The organism is Streptomyces sp. MspMP-M5, assembly GCF_000373585.1.
Lineage (GTDB): Bacteria > Actinomycetota > Actinomycetes > Streptomycetales > Streptomycetaceae > Streptomyces.
Genome location: NZ_KB891905.1, coordinates 43865 through 65825, shown reverse-complemented (window position 1 = coordinate 65825; position 21961 = coordinate 43865). Strand labels below are relative to the sequence as shown.

The 21961-nt window shown below is 69.4% G+C and carries 22 protein-coding genes; 13 read left to right on the top strand and 9 right to left on the bottom strand.

What is annotated here, in order from left to right; translation table 11 throughout:
• Positions 1-590: 590 nt before the first annotated feature.
• From B073_RS0124370 to B073_RS0124350, 5 genes are read left to right on the top strand one after another with little or no spacing between them, the layout of a single operon-like run.
• Positions 591-2093, top strand: a complete 1503-nt coding sequence (locus B073_RS0124370; RefSeq protein ID WP_051094170.1) for a sensor histidine kinase — start codon at positions 591-593, stop codon at positions 2091-2093.
• 50 nt (positions 2094-2143) lie between these two features.
• Complete coding sequence (locus B073_RS0124365; RefSeq protein ID WP_018540698.1) at positions 2144-2530, top strand: roadblock/LC7 domain-containing protein; 387 nt, start codon at positions 2144-2146, stop codon at positions 2528-2530.
• Complete coding sequence (locus B073_RS0124360) at positions 2527-2895, top strand: DUF742 domain-containing protein (RefSeq protein ID WP_018540697.1); 369 nt, start codon at positions 2527-2529, stop codon at positions 2893-2895. The genes B073_RS0124365 and B073_RS0124360 overlap by 4 nt, the downstream gene beginning before the upstream one ends.
• On the top strand, positions 2876-3499 hold the full coding sequence (locus B073_RS0124355) for a GTP-binding protein (protein WP_018540696.1): 624 nt from the start codon (positions 2876-2878) through the stop codon (positions 3497-3499). The genes B073_RS0124360 and B073_RS0124355 overlap by 20 nt, the downstream gene beginning before the upstream one ends.
• Positions 3496-4965 carry a cytochrome P450 gene (locus tag B073_RS0124350; protein ID WP_106731937.1) on the top strand — a complete coding sequence of 490 codons (1470 nt, stop codon included), beginning with the start codon at positions 3496-3498 and terminating at the stop codon, positions 4963-4965. Before B073_RS0124355 ends, B073_RS0124350 begins: the two co-directional genes overlap by 4 nt.
• Positions 4966-5082: 117 nt before the next feature.
• Here B073_RS0124350 and B073_RS0124345 read toward each other — a convergent pair whose 3' ends face one another.
• On the bottom strand, positions 5083-6072 hold the full coding sequence (locus B073_RS0124345; RefSeq protein WP_018540694.1) for a terpene synthase family protein: 990 nt from the start codon (positions 6070-6072) through the stop codon (positions 5083-5085).
• 915 nt (positions 6073-6987) lie between these two features.
• Here B073_RS0124345 and B073_RS0124340 point away from each other — a divergent pair.
• Together B073_RS0124340 and B073_RS0124335 are read left to right on the top strand one after the other, a co-directional pair.
• Positions 6988-8451, top strand: coding sequence for a hypothetical protein (locus B073_RS0124340; protein WP_026247684.1), 1464 nt, complete (start codon positions 6988-6990; stop codon positions 8449-8451).
• 487 nt (positions 8452-8938) lie between these two features.
• Entirely contained in the window at positions 8939-10555 is a 1617-nt protein-coding gene (locus B073_RS0124335; protein WP_018540692.1) for a multicopper oxidase family protein, read from the top strand.
• Positions 10556-10751: 196 nt separating this feature from the next.
• Here the strand turns inward: B073_RS0124335 and B073_RS47265 are convergent, their stop codons facing one another.
• Positions 10752-11225: a hypothetical protein gene (locus B073_RS47265; protein WP_018540691.1), complete on the bottom strand. Its 474-nt coding sequence runs from the start codon at positions 11223-11225 to the stop codon at positions 10752-10754.
• A 131-nt stretch (positions 11226-11356) separates the two neighbouring features.
• On the bottom strand, positions 11357-12112 hold the full coding sequence (locus B073_RS0124325; protein WP_018540690.1) for a DeoR/GlpR family DNA-binding transcription regulator: 756 nt from the start codon (positions 12110-12112) through the stop codon (positions 11357-11359).
• Between the two features lie 286 nt (positions 12113-12398).
• Between B073_RS0124325 and B073_RS0124320 the strand changes: the two genes are divergently transcribed.
• Both B073_RS0124320 and B073_RS0124315 read left to right on the top strand, forming a co-directional pair.
• Positions 12399-13529 (top strand): MFS transporter, encoded by a 1131-nt coding sequence (locus tag B073_RS0124320; RefSeq protein ID WP_234025155.1) that lies wholly within the window; start codon positions 12399-12401, stop codon positions 13527-13529.
• A 262-nt stretch (positions 13530-13791) separates the two neighbouring features.
• Positions 13792-14571 (top strand): alpha/beta fold hydrolase, encoded by a 780-nt coding sequence (locus B073_RS0124315; RefSeq protein ID WP_026247683.1) that lies wholly within the window; start codon positions 13792-13794, stop codon positions 14569-14571.
• A 94-nt stretch (positions 14572-14665) separates the two neighbouring features.
• Here the strand turns inward: B073_RS0124315 and B073_RS47260 are convergent, their stop codons facing one another.
• On the bottom strand, positions 14666-14827 hold the full coding sequence (locus tag B073_RS47260; RefSeq protein ID WP_018540687.1) for a hypothetical protein: 162 nt from the start codon (positions 14825-14827) through the stop codon (positions 14666-14668).
• Complete coding sequence (locus B073_RS0124305; RefSeq protein WP_018540686.1) at positions 14824-15063, bottom strand: hypothetical protein; 240 nt, start codon at positions 15061-15063, stop codon at positions 14824-14826. Before B073_RS0124305 ends, B073_RS47260 begins: the two co-directional genes overlap by 4 nt.
• An 84-nt stretch (positions 15064-15147) precedes the next feature.
• Here B073_RS0124305 and B073_RS0124300 point away from each other — a divergent pair, with 84 nt between their 5' ends.
• The gene (locus B073_RS0124300; RefSeq protein WP_018540685.1) at positions 15148-15792 is read left to right on the top strand and encodes a TetR/AcrR family transcriptional regulator; all 645 of its coding nucleotides are present in this window, start codon (positions 15148-15150) and stop codon (positions 15790-15792) included.
• Positions 15793-15830: 38 nt separating this feature from the next.
• On the opposite strand, the gene B073_RS0124295 is transcribed toward B073_RS0124300, so the two are convergent.
• Entirely contained in the window at positions 15831-16619 is a 789-nt protein-coding gene (locus B073_RS0124295) for a phosphotransferase (protein ID WP_018540684.1), read from the bottom strand.
• A gap of 20 nt (positions 16620-16639) precedes the next feature.
• On the opposite strand from B073_RS0124295, the gene B073_RS0124290 reads away from it, so the two are divergent.
• Both B073_RS0124290 and B073_RS0124285 read left to right on the top strand, forming a co-directional pair.
• Positions 16640-16825 (top strand): hypothetical protein, encoded by a 186-nt coding sequence (locus B073_RS0124290; protein WP_018540683.1) that lies wholly within the window; start codon positions 16640-16642, stop codon positions 16823-16825.
• A gap of 121 nt (positions 16826-16946) precedes the next feature.
• Entirely contained in the window at positions 16947-17897 is a 951-nt protein-coding gene (locus tag B073_RS0124285; RefSeq protein ID WP_063740905.1) for a CPBP family intramembrane glutamic endopeptidase, read from the top strand.
• Here B073_RS0124285 and B073_RS40945 read toward each other — a convergent pair.
• Both B073_RS40945 and B073_RS0124275 read right to left on the bottom strand, forming a co-directional pair.
• Entirely contained in the window at positions 17881-18804 is a 924-nt protein-coding gene (locus B073_RS40945) for an NAD(P)H-binding protein (RefSeq protein WP_234025152.1), read from the bottom strand. The two genes, B073_RS0124285 and B073_RS40945, sit on opposite strands and share 17 nt — an antisense overlap.
• Before the next feature lie 133 nt (positions 18805-18937).
• Positions 18938-19282 (bottom strand): ArsR/SmtB family transcription factor, encoded by a 345-nt coding sequence (locus B073_RS0124275; RefSeq protein ID WP_026247682.1) that lies wholly within the window; start codon positions 19280-19282, stop codon positions 18938-18940.
• Between the two features lie 216 nt (positions 19283-19498).
• On the opposite strand from B073_RS0124275, the gene B073_RS0124270 reads away from it, so the two are divergent.
• On the top strand, positions 19499-20788 hold the full coding sequence (locus tag B073_RS0124270) for an MFS transporter (protein WP_202487203.1): 1290 nt from the start codon (positions 19499-19501) through the stop codon (positions 20786-20788).
• Here B073_RS0124270 and B073_RS44310 read toward each other — a convergent pair.
• Positions 20785-21726, bottom strand: coding sequence for a cupin domain-containing protein (locus tag B073_RS44310; protein ID WP_018540678.1), 942 nt, complete (start codon positions 21724-21726; stop codon positions 20785-20787). The two genes, B073_RS0124270 and B073_RS44310, sit on opposite strands and share 4 nt — an antisense overlap.
• Positions 21727-21961 lie beyond the last annotated feature (235 nt).

Genomic DNA, 21961 nt, shown 5'->3' with positions numbered 1-21961 from the left:
GCGGGGCGAGTCATCACCAGAGGCGCGGGCAAGGTCACCCGCTGAACCGCGGAAGCACCGGCCCTCCGAGCACCGCTTCAACTACCCCCTCCCCCAGCCCCGTACGCCCAGCGGACCTCCCCGGCCCAGCCCGCAGCAGCCCGCAGCAGCCCGCAGCCCCCGGCGCATCGCCTCGACGGCCCCACCGACCTCATCCACCACCTGGCCACCACCAGCAGCCGGCCCGCCCTCCGCAGTCACCCCACCCGCCCAAACGGTTCTTCTGAATTTCGCACACGAGTGCAGTTATGTGTTATACGCACTCACGCCACAGAAACATCCCGACCCCGCTATGCTCGCTGACGCACAGCGAGTTGTGGCGATTACCACACGTCGCCGCTGGCTGTCGTGGTGCCGTCAATCGCACAAAGGCTCGGGCGTCCAGGGGTCCGGCCTCATGCGTGCGGAACGCCGCCGTGGAATGCGCTGCGGCCAAGCAATTGGTGAGCGCGATCCCGCGGTTGTCGATCTTTTTCAGGCGGCCTTTTCATGGTGCCCATATACGCCATGTATGTCGCCCTGTCCATTTCATCAGAGCTCTGAGGATGCCGATGGTTCGTGCTGGTTCGCCCCTTGGAGGATCGGGGCCCGCCCCCGCCCCCATATGGCTGCTGCCGTCCGTACTGCTGGCCGTTTTTACGGCCGTGGCCGTCTCGTTGACGCCGTCAATAGCGCGCGCCCAGGTCGTTTCGATCGGCGTGATCGCGACGGTGACCGTGGCCGTCGCCGGCGCGGAGGCGGCACGTCGCGGACGCGCGCTCGACGCGCTGCGCAGGCAGTCTGCCGAGCAGGAGGCCGTTCTGCGCGGTCACTTGGCCCAGCAGGAGGCCGAAACCGTGCGGATGGCCAAGGAGACCCTGCCCGCGGCGATGGCCCAGCTCCAACAGGGCATCCGGGCGGACGAGGTGCTCCGCAAGGTCGTCCATGTCTCCCGAGTCAGCCCGGAGTTCGAGGCCGCGTACCGCGGAGTGCTGCGGTACGTCCTGCAGGCCGTCGAAGCCGAGGAGGACCTGCGCGACTCCGCCCAGCGAGCGTTCGTCAACATCGCCCGACGCGTCCAGGCCATCACCCATCAACAGGCCCAGGAACTACGGGAGATGGAGGACAAGCACGGCAACGACCCGGAAGTCTTCGGCGACTTGCTCCAACTCGACCACCGCACCGCGCTGGTCGGCCGGCTCGCGGACAGCATCGCCGTACTCGGCGGGGCCCGGCCCGGCCGTCAGTGGCAGCAGACCATCCCGCTGTTCAACGTGCTCCGCGGTGCGATGTCCCGGATCATCGACTACCAACGCGTCGATCTGCACTCCGTGGCCGAGGTCGGCATTCTCGGACGCGGCGTCGAGCCGCTGATCCACGCCCTGTCCGAGCTGCTGGACAACGCCACCCGCTACTCACCGCCCCAGACCCGCGTCCATCTGACCGCGACCGAGATCCAGACCGGCGTGGCCATCGAGATGGAGGACGCCGGGATCGGCCTGACCGACGAAGCCCGGATGCGCGCCGAGCGGGCGCTGGCACAGGACTCCCCGACCGAGCTCGACCTCGACGACCTGGGCGAGTCGCCACGGCTCGGCTTGGCCGTGGTCGGCCGCCTGGCCCGCGCGTACGACTTCAAAGTCTCCTTCCGCAGCTCCGCCTATGGCGGGGTCCGCGTGGTCCTGATCGTCCCGCCGGACATCATCACCGCGACTCCGGTACCGGGTGGGGCCCTGGCCAAGGCCGCTGTCCTGCCGCCGCCCCGGCGCCGCGGCGGTCCGATGCGCCGGGCGGAAGAGGCTGCCGAGGAGAGCCTGCCCACCGCCGCACCGCGCGCTGCCAACGGGCTCCCGCAGCGTAGGCGCCGTACCCGCGCCGTGATTCCGCCCCTGCGGCAGAAGCCCGCGGCCGCCTCCACCACCACTGGATCCGACGCCTCGGTGTCGGCCGCGCCGGCCCCTCAGGCCGGGATGTGGCTGGCCGCCTTCCAGGAGGGCATCTCCGGCGAGCCCCGGGCCGAGTCCCCGGCCGACCGCCCCGACGGACCGAGCGACAAAGAGTCCGAGCGTAACTGAGTCATTAGGTAAGGATGAGTAAGTAAGTGGTGACACAGCAACGACTCAATATGAACTGGATGCTTGAGGATCTGGCGTCCAGTGTGCCGCACACCCGTGACGTCGTGGTGCTGTCCTCGGACGGTCTGTGTATGGCTCAGTACGGTACGGACGAGGAGACCGCGGATCGCCTCGCCGCGGCCTGTGCCGGGCTGCAGAGCCTGTCGGCGGCCATTGCCACCGAATTCCCGCACGGCGACGGGCGGATGAAGCTGGTCGTCATCGAGGTCCACGGCGGCTTCTTCTACCTGATGGCAGCCGGCGCCGGGGCGTATCTGGCGGTGCTGGCCGATGACGACGTGGACGCCGGCCTCATGGGACAGGGAATGCGGGACCTGGTCGCCCGGATCGGTCAGCACCTCACCAGCCCACCGCGGGCCGACCGGCAGGCCCCATGACCGACTCGAAACCGAAAAAGCGCCGGAACTGGGAGGAAGGCGGTCCCGAGCGCCTCTACGTCCTCACGTCCGGCCGGAGCGTACCGTCCGAAGCGCCGCTGGACATGGTCACGCTGATCGTGACCCGGAACCGTCCGGGTTCGAGCATGCAGCCGGAACAGGCGGCCATTCTCCGGATATGCGACTACCCGCTGTCCGTCGCCGAGATCTCCGCCTACGTCCATTTACCGGTCAGCGTGGTCACGGTGCTGCTCGCGGAACTGCTGGAGAGCGGCCATGTCGAAGCACGGGCACCGATCCCGACCGCTTCGTTGCCCGATGTCGAACTGTTGGAGGCGGTGATGAATGGACTGCAAAATCTCTGAGCCCATCGTTGGTCCCCGGAGCGAGGACATCCTGCCGGCCTCGGTCTCCACCGCGGTCAAGGTGGTGATCGTCGGTGGTTTCGGGGTGGGGAAGACCACCCTGGTCGGATCGGTCAGCGAGATTCGCCCGCTGACCACCGAGGAGACCATGACGCAGGCCGGCGTCGGAGTGGACGACCTCGCCGGAGTCGAGCGCAAGACACAGACGACGGTCGCGATGGACTTCGGACGGATCAGCCTCAGCAATGAACTGGTGCTGTATCTCTTCGGCACCCCGGGCCAGCAGCGCTTCTGGTTTCTGTGGAACGGCCTCTTCGAAGGCGCACTGGGGGCGGTGGTTCTGCTCGACACCCGGCGCCTGGACGACAGTTTCGATGTGATCGGCCGGCTTGAGGAACGCGGTCTGCCCTTCGTCGTCGCCATCAACGCCTTCCCGGACGCCCCTTCCTATCCCATGTCGGAACTCCGTGCGGCCATGGATCTCCCCGACGACGTACCCATGGTCGATTGCGACGCCCGCGACCGTGTCTCCAGCCGCGACGCCCTGATGACCCTGATGCGCTATCTGTACACCCTCACGACCACAGCCTCGGAGCCCCGTTGACTTCCTTTCACACAGACCAGCCCGGCACGACCTCCGCATCCGCACCGCCCCCGGAATGCCCCGCCCATGCCCGCAGCACCGACGGAATTGCTCGGCTTTTCGGGCCCGAGGTGGTTGAGGATGCGCCCGGCTTCTTCGAGCGTCTGCGTGCCGAGCACGGGCCCGTGGCGCCCGTCCTTGTGGACGGCGATCTGCCGGCTTGGCTGGTCCTCGGCTACCGGGAGAACCTCGAAGTTCTGCGTACGCCCTCCCGTTTCTCCCACGACTCACGCCTCTGGCATTGCTTCAAGGAAAACCGGGTCGCTCCGGACTCGCCGCTCATGCCCGCCCTGGCCTGGCAGCCCGTCTGCCTCTTCATGGACGGCGAGGAGCATGAGAGGTTTCGCGTCGCGCTCACCGAGAGCATGGGCCGGCTCGACCGCCGGGGAATCCGCCGCTGTGTGACCCGGTCCGCCCATCAGCTGATCGATGGCTTCGCCGCTGACGGACAGGCCGATCTCGTCAGCCAGTTCGCAGAGCAGCTGCCCCTGCGCGTGGTGGCGCAACTCCTCGGAATGCCCGAAGAGGAGGGCCCGCGGCTGGTCGAGGCTACCCGGGACCTGCTCAGGGGCTCCGAGACGGCCTTCCAGAGCAACGAGTACCTCATGGCGGCCCTCAACCGGCTCGTTGCCGCCAAACGAGGAGCCCCTGCCACCGATTTCACCTCGTGGCTGATGACGCACTCGGCCAAGCTCACAGAAGAGGAAGTCGCCCAGCATCTACGACTCGTGGTGATCGCCGGGAACGAGAACACCACCAATCTGACCGCGAACACCCTGCGCATGATGCTGACCGATCCCCGCTTCCGGGCTTCGCTCGCGGGTGGCAGCATGACCCTGCCCGACGCACTGGAACAAATGCTGTGGGACGAGCCGCCGACTTCGGTGGCTCCCGCTCGGTGGGCCACCGGGGACACCGAACTCGGGGGACAGACCGTCAAGGCCGGTGACATGCTGCTGCTCGGGCTGTCCGCCGGCAACGCCGATCCTGCCATCCGCCCCGATCTCTCCGTACCCATGCACGGCAACCGCTCCCACCTCGCCTTCACCGGCGGTCCGCACGAATGCCCCGGCCAGGACATCGGCCGGGCCATTGTCGATACCGGAATCGACGTCCTGCTGATGCGGTTGCCCGACATCGAACTGGCCGTTCCTGAGAACGAACTGAAGTGGGTGTCCCATTGGATCGCCCGCCATCTGACGGCGCTCCCGGTGAAGTTCGCCCCGCGTACCGAAAAGAGGTCACTCGCAGCAGACAGTGCGAGTGCTTCGGCGGACGAGGTGCAGAGCCCACCCAGCCTGGAGAGTTCCACCGCCAGCGGCCGGGAGACCGTGGAGGGAACTGCCGCTTCTCCCTCCGGTGTTGGTGCTCCCCGGGCTCCTTGGTCCTGGTGGAACCAGGTGAAGAGGTGGCTGACCAGGAAGTAGCTCGGTTACGGGAGCACGCAAGGCGTACGTCTCCCGGAACCGCAAGAGGCGCATGACGGGACGCTGGAGCAGATATCGGCCCCCGGCACGCGCCTCTTGATGCTTTTTCTGCACTAGCTACAACAGTTCGCGGTAGCGAGACGATTCGAGCGACCAGTCGTAGTTTGCGCGAATCCAGCCTTGCAGATGCGCCACCTGGTGAGATGCCGCCGAGCGCTCACGTTCCGGCATCCTTTGGGCAGCCAGCCAATCTTCGAAACTCTCCCTGCGCCGTCTGAATCGGCGAATGCAGTCATCCAGCAGATCGGCGACCTTGAACTGCGCCGTGCGACGATCGCAGTGCGCTTCGTTCTGGATGACCGAGACGGCGTTGAACGGCTCGCCCGCCGATTCTTCCTTGTTCGCAGACCACAGGTCGTTGACGAAGATGATGGCGTCCGCGGTGTCGGCCTCCATGCCTTGGAAGTGCGGATTCAGCCGCACTTTTTCGGATATCTCGAAGGCAGAGGCGGACTCGTTCAAATCGGCCGAGGGAGCAGCGGCGATCGTGTAACGGCGCAGCTTGATCAGCTCGGCCAGCGAGATGGGGGCGCGGGTCGCCCTGATCACGGTTTCCTTCAGATTCCCCGTAAAGTATCCGCGCCAGCGAGTCGCCGAACGCTTGACCCATCGGCGAGACATACCGCGCATGCTTCTTCTCCGGATATCACGGAACGCGCCGATGACCGGCACCTCGTCGAGTTCCGTCAGCAAGCCGGGGTTGCCGGCGATTCCGGTTGCGGCCGCGATGAATTTCGATGCCTGCGCCAGGTCGCAGGCCAGCGGACCGCCGTCGAACAGGTCATCGAAGCGGAAGAACCATCCCATCGCATCGGCAGCAATGCGTAGGCCACGCGCAGTGACCTCCGGGTAGGCCCGTGCGGCCAGCTCGACCATCTTCCATTCCTTGAAACTTTCGGCATCCGCACCGTCCGAGATGAGTCGATGTTTCCGTAGCCATCGTTCATGGCCGTCCCGGATGGCCTCCAGATGTGGATTGATTTTCGAAGGGAAGGGGATGGCGGTCCCGAAGTCCTCGAGCCGCATGATTTCTGACACATACACCATGGTTGATGACTCCTTCCGTCATGTAGATTCCGTCGCATGCCGTCGCCGTGACTACTGTGCGGTCACCATGATTGCCCTGGATCAGGGCCGGCCGGAGGAATCCCTCACGCGATCGCCTGAGTCAATGCCCTGAGTCAATGTCCGTGCGGACTCGCGGATGCCGCGGAAAACCGAAGGAAACCAAGGGCTCTTGCGGTGGAAACGCGGTAGGGCGATATCGCTACGACTCGACAACAGCGGACACCGACCCCGAAGCGCCGGGGAGCGCGCGGAAGATCACGGCCCTGCGCCTGTCGTGCGTGACGCGACAGGCACGCCTATGGACGAGAACGAGGGCCGGAAGGACTGACCACGAGGCAGTATGTCCAGTATTTGAGGTAACGGCGCGATTTCTGGCACGACATGCTCCTCAGGAGCCTGGTAGAGCATCCGGCGAACTTGCCTGCGTGAATCAGCTGTAGGTCCCAGCCGCTAAGTGCGTCGGACAAGAATCGCGCAACATGGCCGGGGTGTACAGAGGTTCGTGCGCATCACGGCCCGTCAACGGCACGCGCCCCTGCCTTGCTCGTGTGCACGGACGGTGTCCCGTGCGACAGACGTGGCGCTGCCCGCCCCAGGGGAACCAGGCCGAGTGGCTCGTCATGCGTCCGGCGCCGAGCCCAGGTGTGAGCAGCTAGCTGGACATCGCCCGCTCCGCGGGTGGGGCGTTGGGTGGCGCCGCCTGTTGCACGATCAAAGCGGCCCGCATTCCTCCTTGATGTGACCCAGATCATCACCATCTGACCCGCTGTTCGGCCCTGGGCGGCTTTAGCGCATGGCACGATCATGCCAATCATTACCCCTGGGTAATTGTTCGGCCGGAGACGTGCTTCAGCGCTTCGGCCACCCCCACATCACGCTCTTGAGGAATCAACTGTGCGCCGTCCCTTGAGATATGTCGCTTTACCGGCACTGACCGCCGCCTCCCTGCTTGTCGTCACCGGATGCTCGGCAGGGTCATCGTCCGACCGCGCCACGGCCGGGAAGAACGGCGCCGATGGGCCGATAACCGCGGTTGAGGACGCGGGCGGGGACGCGCAGTCGCCGCTCGACGTGGCCGCGGCGCCCGACGGGGCCGGCACGCCCAGCGCCGTCGCGACGCCGGGGCCGGGCCACCGCCCCGCGGCCAAGTCGTCGCTGAGGATCGTCAAGTTCGACGGGCACAGCGGCCGGGCCGTCCTGGCCGGGCCGGCCACCGGCGCCCCGCCGAAGGACAAGAAGGACAAGGGCGAGCAGGCCAGGCCCAAACGCCAGGCACCGGTCGCCGTGGGAGACGTCATCGCCAGTGCGCCCGCTCCGGGCGCGCCGCGCGGTGCCTTGGCGAAGGTCACCGAAGTGGTCGGGACGACCGCGCAGGGCACCGAGGTCAAGACTGCACCGGCCACGCTGGGCGCGCTGCTGGGCGGTTCCACGGCGAAGGGGCGGGTGCCCGTCGATCCCGCCGCGGTGAAGGTCGAGCCGCTCGCTCCCAAGGTGGCGGTTTCCTGGGCGAAGACCGGCGGTGTGCATGTCGGGCCCGAGGGAGGGCGGTTGCCGCTCGGCAGTCTGCGGGTCGACGTCAGCGCCGTGCTGCCCACGGTCAAGGCACGTGCGGGTTCCGTCGACGCCTCGGCCTCGGGCTTTGTGCAGCTCGCGCCGCAGGTCGACTTCTCCTACGACGGCGCCGGCAAGTCCACCGGTACGCCGGGGACCGCGTCGGTGAGCCTGGCGGGTGACTGGACCTCGCAGTGGGAACTCAAGGGCCAGGCAGCCGTGTCCACTCAGGATGGCGCGCCGCTGCGGGTGCCGTTCGCCAAACTGCACGCCGACCCCGTCATCCAGGTCGGTGTGGTGCCCGTCGTGGTCAACCTCGACCTCACCTGCTACCTCCAGGTCGATGCGGACGGAAAGGTGAGCGTCGACGTCAAGCAGGATGTGAAGGGGCACTTCCGGGTCGGTGGTTCGTACAACCGGGCCAAGGGGTGGGCGCCCATCGCCCGCGCCGACCTGACCGGCACCCCGGTGACGGCGACCGCGACAGCCGCCGGACGTGTGAAGGCCACCCTCGGTGCGGAGGCCAGTGTCGGGCTCTACGGCAGCGTCGGCATCACCGGGACCCTGGCCCCGTACCTGCGCGCCGAGGTCGCAGGCACGGCCAGCGGTGACTCGAACGGGACGGGCTCACTCGTCGGCAAGTGGGCGGCGTACGGCGGAGTGGACCTGTCCGGTGCACTCCGGGCGCATCTGGACATCTTCGGTACGCCGGTGTTCGAGCGGAGCATTCCGCTGGGTCCGCTCAACCATGAGTGGCGGCTCGCCGGTGGAGAGGGGGCGGTGCGCACTCCGGCGAAGCGGTCCTGACCGCCGGGGACTCGGGGCCCGGGGCCCGGGAAATGCCAGAGCTGTGGTGGAACGTGAGCTCTGCGCCAGGCCGGGGCCCGGATGGCGCAGCACGGCATGACGGTGCGCCAAGTGTCGACGATCATGACGACATGACGCTGCGCCAGGAAGCCGATCGGTCGGCGCCGGACGCCGACGGCGGCGCCTCGGGCCCCGCCTCGGCGTGCCGGGCCGCGGTCTCCTTGTGGACTCCGGCTCGGCTCCGCCTCGGTAGCGGCCTGCGATCCGGCCGTTGGGAGTACGGCCCGGCGGCCGCCCGCCCTGCCCGGCGGCCGCGCCGGCGGTGGTCGATACGTCCGCCACCGCGCCACAGACTCCTCGTCCGACTGTCGGTACTGCGCCTGTAGGCGCGCACCCCGCCGCCGGCATCCCCGGAGTCCGCGGCAGCGAAGCGCCCTCTCGCCGTCCACCCCACACCCCCGACACGATCGCCACGAGGTGTATCCCCATGCGTACGCACTCCAGACGTTCCCTGCTCGGCGCGGGTATGGCTGCCGCCGGCAGCGGATTGCTGACCTCCACCGGGGCCTACGCCCTGGACACGAGGAACGGCCGGCACCGGCACCACTCCCACCACACACCTCCCCCTCCCGACTCGCACGACGGCCATGGCTCGCACGGCTCCGCCCCGGCCGGTTACGTCTCCCCCGACGGTCCGGAGGTCATCAAGGCGGAGCGCGCCCGCGGATCGGGGCCCGTACGCCGCTTCTCGGTGACCGCGTCCGAAGCCCAGTTCGACATGGGTGGGCAGGTCGTCGACACCTGGGCGTACGGGGACCTGCTGCCAGGCAACGAGGTCCGGGTCAAGGCGGGCGAGCGGGTCGCCATGACCCTCCACAACCGCCTCCCGCACTCCACCACCATCCACTGGCACGGGGTGCAGATCCGCAACGACATGGACGGCTCGCCCGACGTCACCCAGCGTTCCGTGAAGGCCGGTGCCTCCTTCGACTACGGTTTCGCGGTCGACATCCCCGGTACCTACTGGTTCCACCCGCACGTCGGAGTGCAGTTGGATCGGGGACTGTACGCGCCCTTCATCGTCGAGGATCCCCGCGAGCCCCTCTCGTACGACCACGAGTGGGTCGTCATGATCGACGACTGGCTGGACGGGGTCGACGGGATGACTCCGGACGCGATGCTGGACGAGCTGAACAAGGACAAGCCCGGCGGGGCCGGTGGCCACAGCGAGATGCAGCGAGTCGGCAATCGGGCGGCGGCCGCCGCCGTGGCCCGGATGCGCAGACGTGCCAGGCACCGCAAGTCGGACGACCCGTCGGACAACATCGAGTACCCCTTCCACGTGATGAACGGCCGGGTGGCCAGGGACCGGGAGACCTTCCGTGCCAAGCCCGGCGACCGCATCCGGATCCGGCTCATCAACGCGGCCGCAGGCACCGCCTACCGGGTCGCGCTGGGCGGTCACAACCTGACGGTGACGCACATCGACGGCTACCCGGTGCAGCACAAGGACACCGACAGCCTGCTGATCGCCATGGGCGAGCGCTTCGATGTACTGGTCACCGCGAAGGAGGGCGTCTTCCCGCTCACCGCGCTCTCCGCCGGCGGCAACAACCAGACCGCGCAGGCACTCCTGCGGACCGGCAGCGGCGACGCACCCGACGACAAGATCCGCCCGACGGAGCTGAGGAGCGGGGGGCTGAGCGCGGACAAGTTCAAGGCCGCGTCCTCGGTACGGCTGTCGAACCGCACGCCCGATCGCACCATCAAGCTGGATCTCACCGGCAACATGGACGACTGGGACTGGGCGATCAACGGGAAGCCGTACTCGTCGACGGCGCGGTATCCCGTGGAGCAAGGGGAGCGGGTGCGGCTCACCTTCCACAACACGACCACGATGTGGCACCCGATGCACCTGCACGGCCACACCTTCGCTCTGGCCGACGGCGGCCCCCGTAAGGACACCACCATCGTCCTGCCGGACAAGGAGGTCTCCGTCGACTTCGACGCCGACAACCCCGGGTTGTGGATGCTGCACTGCCACAACGTCTACCACTCGGAGTCGGGGATGATGACGGTGATGGGTTACAAGTCGCAGAGGTGACGGCGGCCGGCGGGAGATGCGTGGGTGACGGCAGGGCAGCAACGGGCGGCGGGCGGACGCCGATCGGGGCGGGCCGGGCGCCGTGCCTCGACGGACGGTTCCGTCGTACGCCTTCCGCCGCCTCCGCCGCCCCGTCCCGTGGTGGCTGCCTCGGCATCACCACGTCACGGCGATACCGCCTCACGGCGTCGACCCGTCACTGGCGCAGGCCCACTGCGAGTTCGATCGGGCGGTCTTCCTGGTCAGCGGCCGGTGGGCGGGCGCCGGTGCGGGTGGCGCCGGCTCCGGCTCCGGCGATGACGACGAGGACGACACCGGCCGCGGATACCAGGCCGGGTGTCTGGCCGAGCACCAGCAGGCCGATCAGCAGCACGATGGCGGGTTCCAGGCTCATCAGCGTGCCGAAGGCGGCGGTGGTCAGGCGGCGCAGGGCGAGGCGCGGCCGGCGCCGTCCACACCTTACGTGCGCCACCCTGGCCGTAGAGGGCAACGGTGCCAACTCCGTTACCAGAGCGATCATTTCGAGGTCGACGGGGGCGCTCCAACTCGCGACGGCGGCGGCGATGAGTGCGGCGGTCTGCCGGGCGTCGAAGGGGACGGCCAGGCGGGCGGCCACCTGCTGCCAGTAGCCCGGCCCGTCGGTCTCGCCACGGTCGTAGGGCGGGCGCAACGCCCAGTATGCGTCCCAGGTGGTCCGGCGCGGGCACGCCCGCGGTCCGGACCAGGCACTGCCGGTCCTCGGCCGACTGCTGCCGCGCGATGCCACCGAAGAGGTCGAAGAGACGGTCCCAGGCATCCCGTTCACACCGTTCGTACGATCGCGCCCGCCGTGGCCAACTGCTCCGTCCGCTCGTCCGGGGCGGCGTCGGTGACGACGGCGTGCAGGGCTGCGGCGGGCGCGACATGGGCGAGCGCGGTACGGGAGAGCTTGGCCGCCTCCGCGACGGCGATGATGCGCCTGGCACAGGCGATCGCGGTCCGTTTGATCGCGGCGTCGTCCAGGTCGAAGGCGGTCAGGCCGTGCTCCGCGCTGAGTCCGCAACAGCCGATGACGGCGGTGTCGAAGCGCAGCGCGGTCAGTGACGCCTCGGTCAGAGGGCCGGTCAGCGCGAGCTCGCCGGGCCGGGGCCGGCCGCCAGGCACCAGCAGCGTGAGGTGCGGGCCGTCGGCCAGGGCATTGACGGCATGCAGGGACAACGGCATGACCGTCAGCCGGCGTTGGGCCAACGCACGGGCCACTTCCAGGCACGTGGTCCCACTGTCGAGGACGACCGATTCGCCGTCGGCGATCAGTCCGGCGACCTCGGCGGCGATCCGTCGCTTGGCCTCCAGCCCCTCCTGGGCACGCATCGCGAACGGGGGCTCCGCGCCGCGCAGCAGCAGACTCCGCGCTCCCCCGCGGTAGCGCTCGATGACCCCCTGGGCGGCCAGCGCCTCCAGGTCCCGGCGGATGGTCATCTCCGAGGCACCGGTCAGCTCGGCCAGTTCGGCAACGCCGAGGCGCCCGGCCTCGCGTACCGCCTCGGTGATCTGTCTGAGTCGTTCTGCACCAGCCATAACGCTATTGAACATGATGTGCGTGCGATAGACAATCTTCCGAACAGATTCTTTGTTCGTTATGTTCGTTCCCATGGAGATGCGGCCGAAGAGGCAGACGCAGGCACAGGTGGAGGCACAGGTGGAGGCGCAGGTGCAGAGACAGGCGCACGAGACGCAGTCACGATCGCGGGCGCGACGGGGGGCGCGGCCGCCGGGGACGCCGGCAGGGAGACAGCTGCGGGCCGGGCGGTTGCGGGCCGGACGGCTGGCCACCTTCGCCTACTTCGCCCTCAACGGCTTCCTGATGGGAATGTGGATCGTCCACATCCCGAGCATCGAGCACCGGGTGGGGATCAGCCATGCCGTGCTCGGCTGGCTCCTGCTGCTGCTCGGCGCGGGAGCCTTCGCCGGCATGCAGATCGTCGGGCCGCTCACCGACCGGTTCGGCGCTCGTACCGTCGTCCCGCTCAGCGCGGCAGTCTGCAGCCTCACCCTCGTCCTGCCCGGACTGGCCACGCATGCCTGGACGTTGGGGGCGGCGCTGCTGTTGCTCGGGCTCGGCAACGGCTGCCTGGACGTCAGCATGAATGCCCATGCCGTCCAGGTCGAACGCGGCTATCGGCGACCCGTCATGTCCGCCTTCCACGCGACCTTCTCCATCGGCGGCGTGCTGGCCTCCCTGGCAGGCGCACGCGCACTCGCCTGGGACTGGAGTGCGGCAGGGACCCTCGGCACGGCGGCCCTCCTGGGACTGACCGTCGCCGCGCTGGCTGCCCCGGCCCTGCTACCGCCCTCCGGATCGCACCCAGCGGGCACCGACGCGACCACCGTGCCCAGTCGGGTTCGACGCAGCGCTCCCCGCCACATCTGGTATTTGGCAACCCTCGCCTTGATGATCATGCTCTGCGAGGGTGTGGCCAACGACTGGAGCGCGCTGCACCTCCGCACCATCCTGGACGCGCCCGCCGCCACCGCCGCCCTCGCCTACGGGGCGTTCGCCACCACCATGACCCTCGGCCGCTTCCTGGCCGACCGGGTGGCCGCCCGCCTCGGCCCGGTGGCCATCCTCCGCTATGGTGCCGCCGCTGCTGCCGTCGGCCTGACCGCGGCGGCCCTCTCCCCATGGATCCCCTTGGCCCTGGCCGGTTGGGCAGTGTTCGGCGCCGGACTGTCCGGCTGCGTTCCCCAACTCTTCAGTGCCGCCGGCCATCTCGACCCCGACAACGCCGGCGCCAACGTCTCCCGGGTCGCCGGGCTCGGCTACCTCGGCATGCTCGCCGGCCCCGCCGTCATCGGCCCACTCACCCACGTCGTACCGCTCAACCTCACGCTGTTCCTGCCCGTGGCCTGCTGCGTCACGGCCGCCGCAACCGCCGGAATCCTGCGACCCGGAGCCCCTGCACCCAACCCGCACGAAGCGGGAGCCCCGGGTTAGGGCGCTCCTTCCTCCGCGGAGATCCGTCAGAAGCGCCCTAAGTGACAGCCCATTCCGCTCCGCGGACTTCGAGCCGGGTCGCCAGACAAGCCGACGACGGGGTGGAGCCGATGACCCGGTGGGTTGGCGACCGGGCGGGTCGGCGGGCCGGTGGAGTTGACAGCCAGGTGCGGCTGGCAACCTGACGGGGTTTGCCACAGTCGGGTTGCGGACAGGCAGTTACGCTCTTGCTCCGTCCATCGCAACTCCAGGGGGCCAGGCCGTGCGCAACGCCGTCGTGACAACCGCAGGTGACCGAATCCGCTGGGTCGAGCTTCCGGGACGCGAGCCTGCCCGCGTCTACGTGCACGGCCTGGGCGCCACGTCGCCCGCCTACTTCGCGGAAATCGCGGTCCACCCGCTGCTCGCCGGTCACCGCTCAATCCTGATCGACATGCTCGGCCATGGCATCAGCGACCGCCCGACGGACTTCGACTACACACTGGAATCCCACGCCGATGCCCTCGCCGACGCCCTGACCGCGGCGGGGGTCACCGGCGCTCAGTTGATCGCCCACAGCATGGGCGGCGCGGTGGCCGTCGTCCTGGCTGTCCGGCACCCGCACCTGGTCTCCCGCCTGGTCCTGATCGACGCCAACCTCGACCCGATCCAGCCCCGCTCCGGCGCGGGCGGCAGCAGCGGCATCGCCGGCTACTCCGAGCGGGAATTCCTCGCCGGTGGCTGGCAGGAGGTCCGCGACCGGGTCGGCGCGCACTGGTGGTCCACGATGCGCCTGGCCGGCCGCGAGGCCCTGCACCGCAGCGCGGTCCATCTCACCCGCGGCACGGTGCCCACCATGCGGGAACTCCTGCTGGACCTGAAGATTCCGCGCACCTACCTGCTGCCGGAGGCCGACGGCCCGCTCGCCGGCGCCGCCGCACTCGCCGGCGCCGGGGTGACCGTCGTCCCCATCCCCGACTGCGGCCACAACATCATGCTCGACAACCCGGACGCCTTCGCCCGCGCCAGCGCGGCGGCGCTCGCCGTACCGGAGCACGGATAACGGACAGCGGCCAGGGCGACGACCGGGTCACGGCGCAGGGGCGAGGGACGGGACAGGGCGGGGCGCGGCGGCGAGCCAGGACCCGCCGCCCCGTTCACTCGCGGTCATCCCTGGAACGTCGTCCCGCCCTCCGCCAGATCAGCGTCATGCCCAGCGCCAGGAGGCCCAGGGCCGCGACCACGATGACGATCTTGAGGACACTGTCGAGCAACAGGTGCTCGATGAGTTCGGACGATCCCGCTGCGAGGCCGATCATCGCCGGCCGTCCCGCCGCTGCGTCCCGGACGCCCCGCGCCGCACGCGCTCGTCGAGCCGCCGGCCCGCGGCGCGCAACCCGGCCCGCACTGCGGGGTCCGCGTACCGGCGTACGTCATCGAGCCTCCCCCGGCGCTTGAGGGTCAAGGCGACGGCGAAGATCAGCAGCGCCAGCACCACCAGACCGCCCACGATCACACCGAACCTGACCAGCATCAGATTGAGAACCGTCTCCACGAGGAAGCCTCCACCCGTTTTTCTGTCACACCTGTGATACGTCCTTACGCCTCCGTTGTATCACAGCCGTGATAGAAAGGCTTCATGCCCAAGTACGTGGATCCGGAGGCCCGCCGCCGCCTCGTCGTCGACGCACTGTTCCGCGTCGTCGTCCGCGACGGCCTGCAACGCACCTCACTGCGCGCCGTCGCCGCCGAAGCGGAGCTCAACATCGGCTCGCTACGGCACTACTTCGCCAGTCAGCACGATCTGATGCACTTCGCGATGCAGTCGATGCTCGACCGGGTAGGCGGCCGGATGCTCCGGCACATCGAGCAGATCGGGGACCTGAGCCGCTATCCCCGCACGGAACAACTCCGGCTCACCGTCGATCTCCTGGCGGAACTACTGCCCCTCGACGACAACCGCCGGGCCGAGGTCACCGTCTTCCTCGACTTCAACACGGCCACCCGCACCAACCCGGCCTTCCACGAGCTGTCCCACCAGGCAGCCGAAGGCACCCGGCGCCTGGTGTGCCGCGTGCTCACACGCCTCGACGCCACGGGCACCCTGCGCCCCGACCTCGACCTCACCGTCGAAACCGAGCGACTGACGGCCCTGCTGGACGGGCTGGGCCTGAGCGCCGTCCTGCATCCCGAGCTTCTCGCCCCGCAGACCTGCGTCGACGTGCTGACTACGCACCTCGGCGGACTCTCACTGTTCACCGAAGCCCCGTCAGGGGCACGGTAGCGCGGGGCGGAGGCGTCAGACACCCACGCAGCGGCGCATCAGGCTGAGGCCGGCAGGCGAGCGAGGACACCGTCCAGTCCGCTGCGGACCGTGTCCCGTTCGTCGAGGTCCAACCCGTGCGTCACCTCGTACCAGGGTCCCAACTGGTGCCAGATCAGGGCATGTTGACGAAGTTGCGGTGTGACCGGGTAGGCGGTGGCGAGGGCGTCGGCGAACGCGGGCGGGGTGGCGTGCAAGGCCCAGGCCAGGTCGATGGCGGGGTCGCCGATATGTACGTCGCCGAAGTCGATGACGCCGGTGAGCTGCCCGTTACGGGCCAGGACGTGTTCGGGGCCGAGATCGCCGTGGACGAGGGTGCGGGCCGGCAGCGCGGCCACCTGCGCCAGCAGGGCGGAGGCCGGGCGGCGCCGCTCGGCCGGGAGAAGGGGCAGGACCCGCGAGGTGAACTCCCTTACCATGTCGGCACGTTCATGGCAGGTCCGCTCCCTCGCCGGGACCCCGCGGCGTACCGCCTCTGTCGTGTCGGCGGCGTGCAGAGCGCGGAGAAAGGCACCCAGTCGGCGTCCGTGCGCGGCGAGTGGTGCGCCGAGCGGTTCGCCGGGTACCACTACATGCCGGACCACCAGCGGATCGTCGGCCACGACGGCAGGCACCGGGACGGGCAGCGGGAGCTGCGGGGCGAGCCACGGCATCAGCCACGTCTCCGTACGGAGCCGCTCGGCGACCTCCGGACGACGCGGCCGTCGCTCCACCCAACGGCCGCCGACCAGGCATGCCTCGCTGTCCCAGCCGTCGGGAAATGTCGTGATCGCGGGGTCGGTGGGCATCTCTCCACCGTAGATGACAGATGGCCACGCGGTCGCGGCATTTCCCGACAGCCGGTGACGGCGGCCGCCTGCGGACGCCGGGTTCCGCACCACGCGCCACCAGTGCCCTCGCCTCCGTCCTGGCCACGACGGACATCCGCACGCCCGACCTGGGTGGCACGGCCACCACCGAGCAGTTCACCGAGACACTGCTCGAACTCCTGTGAGCAGACCGAGTCATGCAGGAGCTACCGGTCATGAGGGGTGTATGAGCCTGGAGGTACCCCCAGGCAATGACTGGAGGTAGCGGGATTCTGCCGTGTGTGGCGCATCCGTAGCGTCGCCGCCATGACGAAGGACTCTGTGGTGCGGGAGCGAGCGCGGCGACGACTGCGCGGGCCGGCGGTGTACCTGGCGATTGCGTATCTGGGCATGTGGGTGGCGATGTCACCGCTGCTGTTCAGCGGCTTCCGGCGCGGTGACGCCCGGGAGGAGACCGGCGGCCTGGCGGAAACCTGCATCGCTGTGGCGATGTTCGCGCCCGCCCTCGCCGCGATCCTCGTGATCCGCCTGGTCGAACGGCGCGGCCGGGTGCGGGACGCCCTCGCCCTGCGCTGGCCGCGCCCCTGGGGTCGCGGCCTACGTGCCTGTCTGATGGCACTGGGCGTGCCTGCCGGTCTGACCGTCGCCGCGCTCGCCATCGGCAGCGCCGCCGGGGTCTACCAGGTGGGTGATCTGCACTGGGGCACGCTGGGCACGTGGGCGGGCGGGATGCTGGTGCAGATGGTGATGTCGCTGCCGTTGTTCTTCGGCGAGGAACTGGGCTGGCAGGGCTACCTGTTCCCGCGCCTGGCCCGGGCCGGCCGCGGTACGCATCTGCTGCGGGCCTATCTCCTCACCGGCTGCGCCTTCGCGCTCTGGCACCTGCCCACGCTACTGATGGGCGGGCAGTACCCCGGCCGGCCCTGGTACGTCTCGGTGCCCGCGATGTTGGTGAGCTGCACGCTCATCCTGCCGGTCTTCACCTGGCTGCGACTGCGCTCCGACTCGGTGCTCCCGGCCGTGCTCGCGCACACCTTCGTCAGCACGGCAAGCGTCGGCATGGTCAAGGAACTCGCGGCCCCTACCGCCCAGTTGGACCCGCTGAACATGGGTCTCACCGGTTGGCCGGGCTGGCTCGCGTCGGGCGCCCTGGTCGCCTTCCTGGCCCTGACCGGCAGACTCCGCATCCCACCTCGCACCCCGGCCTCCTCCCGGCCCCTCCCCAGCGCCGGCGGAGCGCTCACCGAGGGCGCTTGACTTGGGGCGGGCGGGGCGGACGGTGTGTGATGGGCCGCCGCTGTGCGGCTGTGTCCAACGCGGCCGGCCGAAGTACCTCCCTGGCAAAGTCGTCGGCCGAGCGTGGGGGCCGGCCGAGGAGGCGCTGGACGCCGTCGCCCAGGCCCGCAACGCCCTCGCGGCGGTAGTTCGCGTACAGGTCGTGCAACCCGTCGATGATCTGCGGGGAGATCCCGTGCTCCGCCAAGCCGGTTCGCCAGGCAGCGTCCAGCGGCACATCCACGTATCGCACCGGCGTCTCCAGTGCGGCGCCGAAGGACGCGGCGAGTTCGGCCAGGCTGAGCGCAGCGGGCCCGCTGATCTCGATCGCGCCACCCGCCGGCCGGTCCGCCAGGAGTTCGGCGACCGCGACCTCGGCGATGTCCCGCACATCCACATAGCCCCGGGCACCGGGCCCGGCCGGGTCGGCCAGGGTGCCCTGGGCGATGGTGGCTGCCGCGGGGAGGAAGTTCTGCAGGAAGCGGTCGGGTTGAAGGACCGTCAGCTCCTCGACCCCGGCGTCGCGCAGGCGGTCGGTGATGATGTCGTGGTTGCCGGTGACCGCGTCGGGGACGAGGCCGCCGTCGAAGCGCCGGGCGCCGAGCTTGACGATCCGTCGCACGCCCGCTTCGGCGGCGGCCACGCCGAGGGTCGTCTCGGCGGCGATCTGGTCCTCCGCGAACGGGTGTGCAAGGAAGAGCCGGTCCACGCCCGCGACCGCGCGCCGCACGTCCTCGGCGTTCGTCGCGTCGCCCCGCAGAACCTCTCCGCGGACCACACCCTCCAGCGCCGCGGCGCTCGCCGCCGAGCGCACCAGGAACCGCACATCGCTCCGGTCGCGCAGCGCCTCGGTCACATGGCGGCCCACGACCCCTCTCGGCGTGGTCACCAGCACTTTTCCCTGCGCGGCCGCAGTCGCCGCGGTCGCGTTCACAGTCTCAGTCACAGTCATCGACAGCCTTCTCCGTCAACGCCGATCACCGATCACCGATCGGCGCTCGACGCTTGGCGAACACCAAGACCTACAGCGTCCGGCCGAGGGTTGCGACGAACTCGGCGATGCGCTGCTCGTCGCGCTTGTAGTGGGTCCACTTGCCTACGCGCGTCGCCCGCACCAGGCCCGTCCGCTGGAGTTCGGCCATGTACGCGGACACCGTTGACTGGGCGAGTCCCGCCTTGGCCTGGATGTGGCTCACGCAGACCCCCACCTCGATCGGGTCGGCGATCGGCTCCATCCCCGCGAAGTGGTGCATGGGGTCGCGCAACCACAGCAGCATCTGCATCCGCATGGGATTCGACAGCGCTCGCAATACGTCGACCAGGTCGGGATCCGGTGAGGTCGCGTTGGCCGTAGCGCTGTCCGTCATGAACCCCAGGATACAGCCGGCTACCGACATTTCGAAGAATCTCGAAGTGATGTACAGCACGACATCGCGGAAACGCGGGCCTTGGCGGATCTCCGTCACTCAATGGCGGTTTATCGGAAGCACGACACCGCGGGCGGCAGTGAACATGGCGCCGTGCCAAGAAACCAATCGCCACGGAACCTCAACACGTCAGCCAGGAACACGTCGGTCCTTCTGCTGTCGGTCGGGCATGCCTGTGTGGACGTCTATCAGGGCGCAGTGGCATCGCTCATCCCGTTCTTCGTCGCCGAGCGCGCCTACACCTACGCCGCCGCCTCCGGCATCGTCCTTGCCGCATCGCTCTTGTCATCCGTGGCGCAACCGCTGTTCGGCGCCCTCACCGATCGCCGGGCGCTGCCGTGGCTGCTGCCTGTCAGTACGGTGCTGGGCGGACTGGGCATCGCGCTCAGCGGTCTCACCGGCTCCTACCCGCTGACGTTGGTGTTCGTCGCGGTTTCCGGGATCGGGGTGGCCGCGTACCACCCCGAGTCCGCTCGCATCGCCCGGATCGCCGGCCGCGGCAGTCACATCGCGATGAGCTGGTTCTCGCTGGGCGGCAACCTCGGCTTCGCCGCGGCGCCGATCCTGGTCACCGCCGTCGTCTCGACCGGCGGTCTGCACCACTCACCGCTGCTGGTGATACCGGCCCTCGCCGGCAGCGTGCTGTGCCTGCCGGTCCTCCGCGCGCTGGGCCGGACACGTCGGGTCACACGTGCAGCCGGACCGGCCCAGACGACCAAGACCCCTGGCACTGACACTGACACCGCCAGCAACCTCAACTCCGCTCCCAACTTGGGTACTTGGGTGGGCACTGACGACAAGACCTCCTTCGTCAAACTCTCCCTGGCCGTGGCCTGCCGGTCCGTCGCCTTCATCGGCCTGAGCACCTTTCTCGCGTTCTACGTCCGGCAGCGCACCGGAGGCGGACCGGCAGCCGGCACCGCAGCCCTGGCTGTGCTCTACCTCGGCGGGGCGGTCGGCACGGTGCTCGGTGGCAGACTGGCCGACCGTTGGGACCGGGTCACCGCCGTCCGCCGGTCCTACCTGCTCTCCGTCGCCGCCGTCGCCGGTGTCGTCTTCGTGCCGGGCCCGGCGGTCTACGTGTTCGTGGCCCTGACCTCCGCCGGTCTGTACGTCCCGTTCTCGCTCCAAATCACGCTCGGCCAGGACTATCTGCCCTCGCGGGTCGGCACGGCCAGCGGCATCACCCTCGGCCTGGCCGTCAGCATCGGCGGTCTCGCCAGTCCGCTGATGGGCGGCCTGGCGGATGCGACCTCCCTCCGGACGGCGCTGGCCCCGCTGATCCTGATGCCCGCGCTGAGCTGGCTGCTGTTCCGGAGACTGCCCGAACCGAATCCGCCGACATCCCTCTCCGCCACACGTCACACCACGGACGACGAGGAACTCGACGGGGCGGGCGCCCGTGTGAGCCCCGGCGGCCCGGGGCGGCACGGGCAGTCCTCCTAGCCGTTCGCCGGGCCCTCTTCGTACGTGACGCCGTGCTCGCGCGTATAGCGGTTGAGGGCGGCCGGATCGAAGCGGCCCGCTCTGCTCACCTCGGTCCGGTGCTCGATCAGGGTCTCGACCACGCACTCCCAGCCGCCGGGTGAGGAGATCTGGAGCACGCGGGGCGGAGGGTTGGAACCGGGGCGGATCGCGTGCGGCACACCGCGCGGCAGCAGGACGAACTGCCCCTGGCGTGCGGTGTGCAGGCGCTCGCCGAAGTCGATGTGCAGTTCGCCTTCGAGTACGTAGATGCACTCGTCGGCCACGTGATGGGTGTGTCGCGGGATCGGCTGGGCGACCGTGACTTCCAGGAACGAGAAGAGGCCGGCGGTGTCGGCGGTACGGGCCTTGATGCTGAAGGCGGGCGGCACCGCGATCCGGCCGGGTCGCGCCGCGCCACGGGGGAGGACGAAGAAGCGCTCCGGGGCATCGGCCCCGTCGGCTTCGGGATGGTTCGCCCCCTCCCCCGCTGCGACAGCCGTCGCCGACAACCTGAGCGCATGCACGGCCGATTCGGCGCCGCCAAGGTTGTGCACGACGTGGGTGACACCGCGAGATATCAGGGCGCACATACCGCCGGTGAGGTGATGGGTCCGGCCGTCGACGTCGATGCCGAGGTCGCCGTCCAGCACGTAGACGAATGCGTCGAAGGCGGCAGAGGCGCCGGAGGTGCCGGAGGTGCCGGAGGTGCCGGAGGCATCCGAGGCGTCGGAGATGCCGAACGGGTGGGTGGCGCCGAGGACTTGAGCGGGGATGCCGCCCGCGCCTCGGGCCTCCACGAGGACGAAGCGGCCCTCGGTGTCGTGGGCGCCGGCCTTGAGGGTCGCCCCGGGAGGGAGGAGGTCGGAGGTGGGGCGCGAGGCGCCCGCGTCGAGCAGGAAGAAGCGGTCCTTGGACATGCGGAGTTCCCTTCTGGAACCGTGCCGAGTCGAGCCGTCGTCGCTACGATATGGAACCGGAATCCGATTCCGTTTTATGGATAGCAGGGAGCGCGAAGCGGTGTCAAAGCCCGTCGGATGGTGGCAACGGCCGGCCTGGCGGCGTCTGCGATCATCACCCTGACCGTCCCCGACCCCGACCCCTGCCACTCCACCCCTACCCCTGTACTCCTGCCCCTGTCTGGCCCCCCAACCA

Bases quoted from the DNA above. Each gene is read 5' to 3' on its own strand.
- B073_RS0124370 (WP_051094170.1), top strand. From the start codon at position 591: ATGGTTCGTGCTGGTTCGCCCCTTGGAGGATCGGGGCCCGCCCCCGCC.
- B073_RS0124365 (WP_018540698.1), top strand. From the start codon at position 2,144: ATGAACTGGATGCTTGAGGATCTGGCGTCCAGTGTGCCGCACACCCGT.
- B073_RS0124360 (WP_018540697.1), top strand. From the start codon at position 2,527: ATGACCGACTCGAAACCGAAAAAGCGCCGGAACTGGGAGGAAGGCGGT.
- B073_RS0124355 (WP_018540696.1), top strand. From the start codon at position 2,876: ATGGACTGCAAAATCTCTGAGCCCATCGTTGGTCCCCGGAGCGAGGAC.
- B073_RS0124345 (WP_018540694.1), bottom strand. From the start codon at position 6,072: ATGGTGTATGTGTCAGAAATCATGCGGCTCGAGGACTTCGGGACCGCC.
- B073_RS0124335 (WP_018540692.1), top strand. From the start codon at position 8,939: ATGCGTACGCACTCCAGACGTTCCCTGCTCGGCGCGGGTATGGCTGCC.
- B073_RS0124325 (WP_018540690.1), bottom strand. From the start codon at position 12,112: ATGGCTGGTGCAGAACGACTCAGACAGATCACCGAGGCGGTACGCGAG.
- B073_RS0124320 (WP_234025155.1), top strand. From the start codon at position 12,399: ATGGGAATGTGGATCGTCCACATCCCGAGCATCGAGCACCGGGTGGGG.
- B073_RS47260 (WP_018540687.1), bottom strand. From the start codon at position 14,827: ATGATCGGCCTCGCAGCGGGATCGTCCGAACTCATCGAGCACCTGTTG.
- B073_RS0124300 (WP_018540685.1), top strand. From the start codon at position 15,148: ATGCCCAAGTACGTGGATCCGGAGGCCCGCCGCCGCCTCGTCGTCGAC.
- B073_RS0124295 (WP_018540684.1), bottom strand. From the start codon at position 16,619: ATGCCCACCGACCCCGCGATCACGACATTTCCCGACGGCTGGGACAGC.
- B073_RS0124290 (WP_018540683.1), top strand. From the start codon at position 16,640: ATGGCCACGCGGTCGCGGCATTTCCCGACAGCCGGTGACGGCGGCCGC.
- B073_RS0124285 (WP_063740905.1), top strand. From the start codon at position 16,947: ATGACGAAGGACTCTGTGGTGCGGGAGCGAGCGCGGCGACGACTGCGC.
- B073_RS0124275 (WP_026247682.1), bottom strand. From the start codon at position 19,282: ATGACGGACAGCGCTACGGCCAACGCGACCTCACCGGATCCCGACCTG.
- B073_RS44310 (WP_018540678.1), bottom strand. From the start codon at position 21,726: ATGTCCAAGGACCGCTTCTTCCTGCTCGACGCGGGCGCCTCGCGCCCC.